Origin of the sequence: Bacillus sp. 179-C3.3 HS, assembly GCF_047229225.1 — a bacterium.
Classification (GTDB): Bacteria; Bacillota; Bacilli; order Bacillales; family Bacillaceae; genus Bacillus.
Map to the genome: position 1 here is coordinate 19,290 of NZ_JBFEFT010000034.1, position 8,965 is coordinate 28,254.

The following is an 8,965-nucleotide window of genomic DNA, read 5'->3' on the forward strand; positions in this document are numbered from 1 at the left end:
CACTTGGTACTAATGACTGGAATGCGTCTAGATGAAATACTAGAGCTTCGTTGGAGGATGTTGATCTTGAGAAAGGGTTGATAAGTATAAAGTAAACGCTAAGTCATGATGGAAAGGAAATAATAAGCTGGGCAAAAACCAAATCAAGCCTGCGCTCCATCAAGCGGTTAGGTCACAGTAACATAAAAGGTACACTTGATACATATTCACATGTGCTTTCAACCATGCATGAGGAAGTGGCACGTAAATAGATGAAATGATTAATTGATCGAAGTGGGACAAAACGGCCATTTAGTGATAATTCCGACGGGCAAGATGAACTTGGATAAAAAAGGGGAGAAACCTTGATACTACAAGGTTTCTCCCGCTTTCTAAAGGTATGGAGCATAGCGGGATCGAACCGCTGACCTCTACGCTGCCAGCGTAGCGCTCTCCCAGCTGAGCTAATGCCCCGAGGTATTACGACATAATTTATTATAATCAATCCTCCTGTAAAATTCAAGTCGTAAACCGCAATTCCTCATCTATTTCTCTCCGCGCTCAATCGGAATATATTCAAAGATTTCTCTAGAATGGACAGACTGGGCCAATCGTCTGAGCCAGTCATAATATGCTTTTGAGCTTTCGAGTTGGTCGAGAAGCTGCTTGGCTTCTTCTCGCATGGCTTCCTCCACCTGCTGATCAGAAATCACCTCTTGAAGACGGTTTTGCGCTTCATCGATTGCAGCTAGGTTCACCTCTACCTCACGTTCCCATTTTTGTGGAAAGAAGTTCATGAAAAATTTAAAAAAATCTTTTTCAGCAACAAAACTGTGTTTTCTACGGCCGCGGTGAAATGTTTTTTTGACAATGTTCATATCTTGAAGTTTTTTCACGCCTGTACTCATACTTGGCTTACTCATTTGCAACTCTTCACGCATTTCATCCAGCGTCATTTCTTCATTTAAATACATCGTTCCATATAAAATTCCTGCACTTCTTGTAATGCCATAAAGATCCATTGTTTCTGCAATGGAATCAATGACGAGATCTTTAGCAGCTAAAATACGTTCCTCTGCGTGTTGTTGTTCCTGCTTGTTCATCTTGTCCCTGCTTTCTATTAAGAGAATTCAATACGTTCAAAAAAATCTTTATTGACTATATGTTAACGAAACTATGCAAAATGTCAAAATAATTAGGAGCCGATCTCCCTTTGACAGAAAAATTTGAACATGTTACGTTAATTATGTTCAAAACGTTAAATTTTTATTTAACAAACTTATCAGAAATAATACCAAGGAGGTTCCTTCTATGAGTCAAACACTATTTATAGATGGACAATGGGTTGGCGCTAAGAGCGGAGACACAAGAGAGATTATCAACCCATTTAACCAAGAAGTGATCGCGACAGTCAGTGAAGGATCAAGACATGACACACAGCTTGCGATTAAAGCGGCGAGAAGAGCCTTTGATCAAGGTGATTGGGCAAACTTGCCTGGACTTGAGAGAGGAAATATTGTCTTTAAAATAGCTGAGTTGATTAGACGTGATGTGGATGAACTCGCCAAACTAGAATCGCTTGATACTGGCAAGACATTAGAGGAAAGCAAAGCCGATATGGACGATATTGCAAATGTGTTCCAATATTATGCTGGGCTAGCTGATAAAGATGGTGGAGAACTCGTTGCATCCCCGATCCCTCACTCTAAAAGTGAATTGGTGAGAGAGCCTGTTGGTGTATGTGGTCAAATCACGCCTTGGAATTACCCATTACTCCAAGCCAGTTGGAAAATTGCTCCTGCACTTGCCGCAGGAAATACCATCGTCTTGAAACCAAGTGAAATAACGCCACTGACAACGATTAAAGTATTCAAGCTCATGGAAGAAGCCGGTGTTCCAGCTGGCGTTGCAAACTTAGTACTTGGGCCTGGTGAAACAGTGGGTGATGAGCTTGCTGTAAGTGATCACGTGGACTTGATCTCTTTTACAGGCGGTATTGAAACAGGAAAAAAAATCATGCAAGGAGCAAGTGGGAATGTGAAAAAAATTGCCCTAGAGCTCGGCGGAAAAAACCCAAATATCGTCTTTCAAGATGCTGATTTAGACGTAGCGGTTGACCAGGCAATGAATGCTGTGTTTTTCCATGCAGGGCAAGTGTGTTCAGCAGGTTCACGCTTGTTAGTAGAAGAATCGATTCATGATGCGTTTTTAGAAGAACTGGTGAAGCGTACGAAAAAAATCAAGCTTGGCAACGGCTTTGATGAAGAAACCCAAAGCGGACCACTCATTTCAGCTGGGCATCGAGAAAAAGTAGAAAAGTACGTTCACATAGGTCTTGAAGAAGGCGCGAAGTTAGAAACAGGCGGTAAACGACCAGAAGCAGAGGAACTCCAAAAAGGTTTCTTCTACTTACCAACCATTTTCTCTGGCTGTACATCTGATATGAGAATTGTACAAGAAGAAATCTTTGGCCCTGTATTAACTGTAGAATCGTTCCGTTCAGAAGAAGAAGTCATCCAGTTAGCGAATGATACGATCTATGGTTTAGCGGGAGCGGTGTGGTCTTCCGATATTGGCAAAGCGGAAAGAGTCGCACGCCAACTAAGATTAGGAACGGTATGGATTAATGACTTCCATCCTTATTTCGCTCAAGCACCTTGGGGTGGTTATAAGCAATCTGGACTTGGACGTGAATTAGGGAGAACGGGTCTTGAAGAATACACGGAGCTGAAACACTTATATAGAAACACAAAACCAGAAGCTGTTCATTGGTTTAAATAAAAATCACTTTTGGAGGAGATTGAACATGACATTACATATGAAAATTGAAAACATGCAAAAATTCCATACATTTGAGATTCCGACTGTGATCAAGCATGGCATTGGAGCTGTGAAACATGTTGGGGAAGAAGTAAAAGCATATGACGTCTCGAAAGTATTACTTGTGACTGATCCCGGTATTTACCAAGCAGGTGTAGTTGATCCAGTCATAGCCTCTTTAAAAGAAGCGCAAATTGATGTCGTTCTATTTGATAAAGTCGAGCCAAACCCGGCCGTACGTCTTGTAAATGAAGGATCTGCATTATATAAAAAAGAAGGCTGTGAGGGGTTAGTTGCAGTAGGTGGTGGTAGCTCAATGGATACAGCGAAAGCCATTGGTGTGGAAGTAACTCATGAAGGAACGGTTCTTGATTACGAGGCAGCCGAGGGGAAAAAACCACTAGAAAATAGAATTCCGCCACTCACAACCATCCCGACAACTGCTGGTACAGGTTCAGAGGTCACCCAGTGGGCGGTCATTACTGACGAAGAAAGAGAATTTAAATTTAATACAGGTGGACCACTTATTGCCGCACACTTAACAGTCATTGATCCGGCACTTCATGTATCAATGCCGCCTAATGTCACAGCAATGACTGGAATTGATGCACTTGCCCATGCGATCGAATGCTATACGATGAAATACGCACAGCCGATCACAGATGCTGTGGCACTCATGGCCATTGAATATGCTGCACATTATATTCGCCGTGCCTTTGCTGATGGTGAAGATTTAGAAGCAAGATATGGTATGGCTCAAGCTGCAATGCTTGCCGGACTTTCCTACGGGAGTGAATCAGCCGGTGCTGCCCATGCGATGAGTCAAACACTTGGAGGTATTATACCGGTAGCTCATGGCCAGTGTGTCGCAGCGATGATGGGACCTGTGATGGAATATAACTGGAAAGGGTATCCGGAGAAATTTGCACGAATTGCCCAAGCATTCGGCATTGATACGAGCAAAATGTCGACAGAGGAAGCTGCAAAAGCCGCTGTCAACTGGATGTATGAATTAGTAGAAGATTTAGAAGTTCCTTCATTAGAAGAACAAGGTGTATCAAAAGATATGATCGATCGGTTATCTAAAGAAGCAATGAAAGATCCACAAACAGTCGGAAACCCAAGAGACTTAAACGAAAAAGCGTATAACTGGATTTATGCACGCTGTTTTGATCTCACACCAAAAACAGTGTAACAACAAAGACTCCCCCAAGAGGGAGTCTTTTTGACTTTATACCTGTTCTTTCACTTCTCTGATTTGGTGAATATGCCGTTTTTCGTGTGCACCGATAAAATCAAGATACTGCTTAATGGATAACTCCTTGAACACAGGGTGTGCAATCACTCGTTTGAAATCTTCTTCAGTGAAACTGGATAAAATTTGATTCAATTGATCGCGTGCTGTATCAAGTTCATCCTTTAATTGTGTGGGGGTGACATGCTTACGGTCAGGCTCAACGATACTAGGTGCAGTAGCTTTGTTAGAACGATCCTCTGCCAATTCTACCGGTTTTGGTTCATATTCTTTGAGTGGTGCTTTTTTTCCTTCAGCAGCTAGGTGCTTGGCTGCCACTAGGTCCATTTTCTTTAGATGATCTGCGACCTCTTGAATACTCCAAGTATCTTCAGACATTTTTTTGTTTAATTGTTCCTCATTTAATCCTTGTAGCTCCTGCCACAATTCTTGTCTAGCTTCATGTAATAAACTCAATTCCATCACCTCTAAGATCAAATATAAATATATTGTTACATGACAAACATTCTCGAGTAAACCAAGAAATCCTTTAAAGGAATGTGTTGAAAATTGAAACTTTTATAAAAGTGGTTCGTATTACCTGTTAGAAGGAATACATTGGAGGTGAGATTGGTCAGAAGAATGAAACGCAAGGTGTTCATTTCATGAAGAAAGGGTGAGGAAGATGGATGTGTTTGGGATACCTCTTCAGACGTTGTATGTATACATATTAGTGATATCAGGAATCTTGACACTGGTGTTCGTCTTTTTCGGCGATGTGCTTGATGGATTGTTTGAAGCAATCCCTGTCCCATTCCTTCAGCCGACATTAATCCTCGCATTTCTTACCTTTTTCTCAGCTGGGGGGCTCATCGCTGAAAAAACGTCAATTGTAGGAAGTGGACTAGGAGCGGCGCTATCGGCCGTGATCGCAGTTGTCCTTGTCACCTGCTTACATCTATTTGTTCTAGTCCCGCTTTCCTCTGCTGAAGAATCTCTCTCATATACTGAGGCAGATTTAAAAGGAAGAACTGGAGAGGTCATTGTATCAGTTCCAAAAGACGGATTTGGCGAAGTGCTCTTAATCAGTAATAGCGGAAGAATTTCGAAACCAGCTATCAGCTTTGATCAAGAGGATATTCCGTACGGGACACGCATACTTGTTGTTGAAGTGAATAAAGGTGTTTTATCTGTTACACCAAATGAAGAAATCATATAGGAGGGAATGCTATGCCAGGAACAACAATTTGGATTATCATCGGAGTGGTCCTAGTCATTCTGATTGCACTCATTGGCGTATTTGTTTCAAAATATCGAACGGCTGGTCCAGATGAAGCGTTAATTGTCACAGGAAGTTATCTAGGAAGTAAAAATGTCCATGTCGATGAAGGTGGAAATAAGATTAAGATTGTCAGAGGGGGCGGGACATTTGTACTTCCTGTCTTTCAACAAGCAGAGCCACTTAGCTTACTATCTAGTAAACTAGACGTCTCGACACCTGAGGTTTATACAGAGCAAGGTGTGCCTGTAATGGCTGATGGGACAGCGATCATTAAAATTGGCGGATCAATTGAAGAAATTGCGACTGCGGCAGAGCAGTTTTTAGGTAAAACAAAAGAAGATCGCGAAAATGAAGCGCGAGAAGTATTAGAAGGTCACCTACGTTCAATCTTAGGCTCAATGACTGTGGAAGAGATTTATAAAAATAGAGAAAAGTTTTCTCAAGAAGTACAACGTGTTGCTTCTCAAGACTTAGCGAAAATGGGACTCGTGATTGTATCTTTCACCATCAAAGATGTGCGTGATAAAAATGGTTACTTAGAATCCTTAGGAAAGCCAAGAATTGCACAGGTGAAACGCGATGCAGATATTGCAACAGCTGAAGCAGATAAAGAAACACGTATCAAGCGTGCTGAAGCAGATAAAGATGCGAAGAAGTCAGAGCTAGAGCGCGCGACTGAAATCGCCGAAGCAGAAAAAATCAATGAGCTGAAAAGAGCGGAGTTTAGACGTGAACAGGATACAGCGAAAGCAAGCGCTGACCAAGCGTATGATCTAGAAACAGCCCGTAATCGTCAGCAAGTCACTGAGCAAGAAATGCAAGTCAAAATTATCGAACGTCAGAAACAGATTGAATTAGAAGAAAAAGAGATTCAACGTCGTGAACGTCAATATGATTCTGAAGTGAAAAAGAAAGCAGACGCTGACCGTTATGCTGTGGAGCAAGCCGCTGCGGCAGAAAAAGCGAAGCAACTAGCCGAAGCCGATGCGAAAAAATATAGCATTGAGGCAATGGCGAAGGCAGAAGCTGAAAAAGTACGAATTGACGGGCTTGCAAAAGCGGAAGCTGATCGTGCGAAAGGGGAAACAGAAGCAGAAGTCATTCGACTAAAAGGACTTGCGGAAGCCGAAGCGAAAGAGAAAATTGCCGAAGCATTCGAACAGTATGGTCAGGCAGCGATTCTTGATATGATTGTGAAAATGCTACCTGAATATGCGAAACAAGTATCTGCCCCTCTTTCTAACATTGATAAAATTACAGTTGTAGATACAGGCGGTAATGGGGAAGGCAGTGGCGCCAATAAAGTAACGAGCTACGCAACGAACCTCATGTCTAGTCTTCAAGAAAGCCTAAAAGCATCGTCAGGCATTGATGTAAAAGAAATCATTGAGAATTTCTCTGGAAAAGGCAATGTCAAACAAAGCATTCAAGAGCTAACCAATGAAATTAAGCAACCGAGAAAAAAAGAAGGAACAGTTGAAAGTCAAATAGAAGAATAATCTCAAAAGACACCTTTAAAGAGGTGTCTTTTCTAAATGATTGTATTTAGTGAAAAGAGGAGTGAAGTAAATGAATATCAGGCGTGCGATTCATTCCGACATTCCATACATTGCGGAGATTCATATTAAGAGCTGGCAAACAACGTATTCCGGTATCATTTCACAAGATTATCTTGATCGATTAAATGTAGAAGAGAGAATGAGTGTTTGGAAGAAAAGATCGCTAGAAGGTACGTTTGTAGCTGAAGATGACGAAGGGGTATTTGGTTTTGCTACCTTTGGACAACAACGAGACCAACAATATTCATCATATGATGGTGAATTGCTTGCCATCTATTTATTAGAACAAAAGTAAAGGCAAGGAGCGGGAATGGCTTTAATCGAAAGAGGTGTAGAATATTTAATCGAGAAAGGCTACACAAATATGCTGCTGTGGGTGTTAAAACAGAATACAGCGAATCGTTTTTATCAAAAGCTACAACCGACTGTTGTCGCGACCAGCCAGTTTGAACTGGCTGGCGAAAAGCACGATGAATTGGGCTATGGTTGGGTGCTCTCCGAATTACATGACCGTATACACAAAATCAAATCGTCAGCTTCCAGTAATAATGAGAGAAGAAGGTAAAAAGCGTAGCAAGCAATATATAAGAAATAAAAGGAGAAGCTTCTACTTTCCCTTTCACGCCTGCTATTTTTAAAGCTTCATAGAAACCAGCCAAAAAGTAAGCAAGACTAAGAATATAGCAACAAAGCATAATAGAGAAAGGATTCATTGTCGTACCTCCAGCATGAAATCTTCTACTATTAATAGATTCCATCGAGCGGCAAATTATGCATAAAAAAATAACCCACTGAAATCAGCGGGTTATTTTTTGTGGGAAAACCAAACGAGGTGCAGTTGGAATCAGTAAACAAAGCACGATGCTACAAATAATAAATGAAGGAACCATATATGAGCTGTTATAAAGTAAGGAGTAAAGCCATCCTGGAGTTCCCTTAGGTGCATAGTGAGAAAAGAAAACAACGCCAGAAATAAAGAATGTCAGTAATCTGAAAAAGCTTGCGACAAAAACAGATAGTATAATATAGAAGATTTGTCTCTTACGCATGTTTTTTTGAATCGCTTTTTTGATCAAACCTGCAAATAGACCGCTTAGACAAATGACAACAGATGCGACGAAATAATCTAAAAATCCTTGGATTGGGGAGGCGATAATGGGATTATTCATGAGCTGAAGCCCAGCAATCAAAACCCCGATGATAAAACCAGTTGATATTCCCCATCTAATAGACATAAGAATAACCGGAATCATAATGAGTGCAATGGACCCACCATTTGGCATTCTTAAAAATAGACCAGATAAGTAATCTAATACAAGAGCAAGCGACGTCATAATCGCAATTTCCATTAAACGTACTAAATTTGATTGTTGCATAAAAGAATCTCCTTTTCGATGTATTATGCAAGGAGAGACCATGTAAGGATGAATAATATGTGATTCATAGAAAAACATATTGGAATGAATACACAATCGGTATTCATATATTCCACATTCCTACTTCAGTATTAACTGACAGGTTCAAAGGGTCAGAACAATGAATTGTTCACTCTCAGCACAAAGCTCCCCCTGCGGTTATTTAATTGAATCTATTATAAATATACTAAAGAGCCTTATAATCAACAATAGAGAAATCCAATGATCATCACTTTTAATATCAATTTAGAGGAAGAAATACGGAAAAATAAATTATTTAGAAAAAACACTTGTTTCTTTTTTTGAAAGGTGTTATATTTGTAAACATCGCCGAAATAAAGCGGTTGATAAATAACATGAAGAAAAAAGTTGTTGACTTATTCTTGGTAGAATGTTATATTAGTAAAGTCGCTTCTGAGCGATGGAGAGTATGATCTTTGAAAACTAAACAAGACAAAACGTACCTGTTAATTCGAGTTTTTATAAAAAATCCTATGATGATTCATAGGTAGTCAGTCAAACTGACGAGGCAGGAATGATCACATGCTAAGTTCGCTACGTCATGTAGCAACGCATGTGTGATATGCATCCTGCATACCTCGGAGAGTTTGATCCTGGCTCAGGACGAACGCTGGCGGCGTGCCTAATACATGCAAGTCGAGCGAACTGAAGGGAG

At 40.7% G+C, this 8,965-nt stretch carries 7 protein-coding genes, 1 tRNA gene, 1 rRNA gene, 1 pseudogene and 1 riboswitch; of the genes and pseudogenes, 6 read left to right on the forward strand and 4 right to left on the reverse strand.

The features are described from left to right. Positions 1-380: 380 nt before the first annotated feature. A tRNA-Ala gene (locus AB1K80_RS16490) sits at positions 381-453 on the reverse strand. 71 nt (positions 454-524) lie between these two features. Further along, the gene (cudC, locus tag AB1K80_RS16495) at positions 525-1,082 is read right to left on the reverse strand and encodes a choline uptake/conversion transcriptional regulator CudC (protein WP_412857977.1); all 558 of its coding nucleotides are present in this window, start codon (positions 1,080-1,082) and stop codon (positions 525-527) included. A gap of 208 nt (positions 1,083-1,290) precedes the next feature. On the opposite strand from cudC, the gene betB reads away from it, so the two are divergent. Together betB and AB1K80_RS16505 are read left to right on the forward strand one after the other, a co-directional pair. Further along, entirely contained in the window at positions 1,291-2,760 is a 1,470-nt protein-coding gene (betB, locus tag AB1K80_RS16500) for a betaine-aldehyde dehydrogenase (RefSeq protein ID WP_412857978.1), read from the forward strand. Between the two features lie 25 nt (positions 2,761-2,785). Continuing rightward, positions 2,786-3,994 (forward strand): iron-containing alcohol dehydrogenase, encoded by a 1,209-nt coding sequence (locus AB1K80_RS16505; RefSeq protein WP_412857979.1) that lies wholly within the window; start codon positions 2,786-2,788, stop codon positions 3,992-3,994. A gap of 36 nt (positions 3,995-4,030) precedes the next feature. Here AB1K80_RS16505 and AB1K80_RS16510 read toward each other — a convergent pair whose 3' ends face one another. Next, positions 4,031-4,510 carry a DinB family protein gene (locus tag AB1K80_RS16510; protein WP_412857980.1) on the reverse strand — a complete coding sequence of 160 codons (480 nt, stop codon included), beginning with the start codon at positions 4,508-4,510 and terminating at the stop codon, positions 4,031-4,033. A 208-nt stretch (positions 4,511-4,718) separates the two neighbouring features. On the opposite strand from AB1K80_RS16510, the gene AB1K80_RS16515 reads away from it, so the two are divergent. From AB1K80_RS16515 to AB1K80_RS16525, 3 genes and pseudogenes are all read left to right on the forward strand, one after another. After that, complete coding sequence (locus AB1K80_RS16515; protein WP_412857982.1) at positions 4,719-5,252, forward strand: hypothetical protein; 534 nt, start codon at positions 4,719-4,721, stop codon at positions 5,250-5,252. 11 nt (positions 5,253-5,263) lie between these two features. Further along, positions 5,264-6,814 carry a flotillin family protein gene (locus AB1K80_RS16520; protein WP_412857983.1) on the forward strand — a complete coding sequence of 517 codons (1,551 nt, stop codon included), beginning with the start codon at positions 5,264-5,266 and terminating at the stop codon, positions 6,812-6,814. Between the two features lie 70 nt (positions 6,815-6,884). Continuing rightward, positions 6,885-7,439, forward strand: a pseudogene (locus AB1K80_RS16525) (N-acetyltransferase family protein). Between the two features lie 232 nt (positions 7,440-7,671). Here AB1K80_RS16525 and thiT read toward each other — a convergent pair. Beyond that, a complete protein-coding gene (gene thiT, locus AB1K80_RS16530; protein WP_412857985.1) occupies positions 7,672-8,250 on the reverse strand; it encodes an energy-coupled thiamine transporter ThiT in 579 nt (192 codons plus the stop codon). A 100-nt stretch (positions 8,251-8,350) separates the two neighbouring features. Then, positions 8,351-8,453: riboswitch (TPP riboswitch) on the reverse strand. 432 nt (positions 8,454-8,885) lie between these two features. Here thiT and AB1K80_RS16535 point away from each other — a divergent pair. Continuing rightward, positions 8,886-8,965, forward strand: a 16S ribosomal RNA gene (locus AB1K80_RS16535); the annotation flags it as partial.

Bases quoted from the DNA above. Each gene is read 5' to 3' on its own strand.
- cudC (WP_412857977.1), bottom strand. From the start codon at position 1,082: ATGAACAAGCAGGAACAACAACACGCAGAGGAACGTATTTTAGCTGCT.
- thiT (WP_412857985.1), bottom strand. From the start codon at position 8,250: ATGCAACAATCAAATTTAGTACGTTTAATGGAAATTGCGATTATGACG.
- AB1K80_RS16515 (WP_412857982.1), top strand. From the start codon at position 4,719: ATGGATGTGTTTGGGATACCTCTTCAGACGTTGTATGTATACATATTA.
- AB1K80_RS16505 (WP_412857979.1), top strand. From the start codon at position 2,786: ATGACATTACATATGAAAATTGAAAACATGCAAAAATTCCATACATTT.
- AB1K80_RS16520 (WP_412857983.1), top strand. From the start codon at position 5,264: ATGCCAGGAACAACAATTTGGATTATCATCGGAGTGGTCCTAGTCATT.
- betB (WP_412857978.1), top strand. From the start codon at position 1,291: ATGAGTCAAACACTATTTATAGATGGACAATGGGTTGGCGCTAAGAGC.